Here is a 651-nt window from a genome sequence, read left to right as displayed (position 1 = left end):
CTGCACTTCCATCTCAATGCGGCCATCGTCCAGAACCAGAATGTCTCCCGGTTCCACATCTTCGATCAGTTGCTCGTAGTCGATGCCGACCTTTTCCTCGGTACCCGCCTCCTTGTCCATGGCAGCGTCCAGGATAAACGTCTGGCCTGCCTTGAGGGTGACCTTGTTCTCCGAGAACCGTGCGATGCGCAACTTGGGGCCCTGCAAATCGGCCAGCAAAGCGACAAACCGGCCTTGGGCCGCTGCTGCTTCGCGAACCCGGCGAGCGCGGCCGATGTGCTCTTCGGCGCTGCCGTGGGAAAAGTTGAGTCGGGTGACATCCACACCGGCGGCGATAATGGCCGCGAGGGATTCCGGTGAATCGGTGGCCGGGCCGAGAGTGGCGACAATCTTGGTACGCCTGAGCATGGTTGGTGTCCTTTGGTTCTTCAAAATGGTCTCGAAAAGAGTAGCGGAATCAGCTGAAACGGCCAGATTTACTGGCCGGCCTCGAAGAGGGCGAGGGCATTATCCAGCATACGATTCGAGAAGCCCCATTCATTATCGTACCAGGCCATGACTTTTACGTGACGACCCAGAACGCGGGTGTGGTTGGCATCATAGATGCTGGAAAGTGCGTTGTGATTGAAGTCGATGCTGACCAGTTTCTCG

The 651-nt window shown here is 57.5% G+C and carries 1 protein-coding gene and 1 pseudogene; both read right to left on the bottom strand.

Annotated elements, in window-relative coordinates; all coding sequences use genetic code 11:
• Positions 1 to 408 (bottom strand): pyruvate kinase (locus B2W52_RS07700; RefSeq protein ID WP_286802270.1); only part of this gene is annotated, 408 nt, incomplete at its 3' end.
• A 68-nt stretch (positions 409 to 476) separates the two neighbouring features.
• Positions 477 to 651: pseudogene (locus tag B2W52_RS07695) on the bottom strand (erythrose-4-phosphate dehydrogenase); the annotation flags it as partial.

Origin of the sequence: Marinobacter sp. UBA2498, assembly GCF_002341575.1 — a bacterium.
GTDB classification, from domain to species: Bacteria; Pseudomonadota; Gammaproteobacteria; order Pseudomonadales; family Oleiphilaceae; genus Marinobacter; species Marinobacter manganoxydans.
Note: the sequence above shows the minus strand (reverse complement) of the source record. Positions and strands in the feature narration are given on the sequence as shown.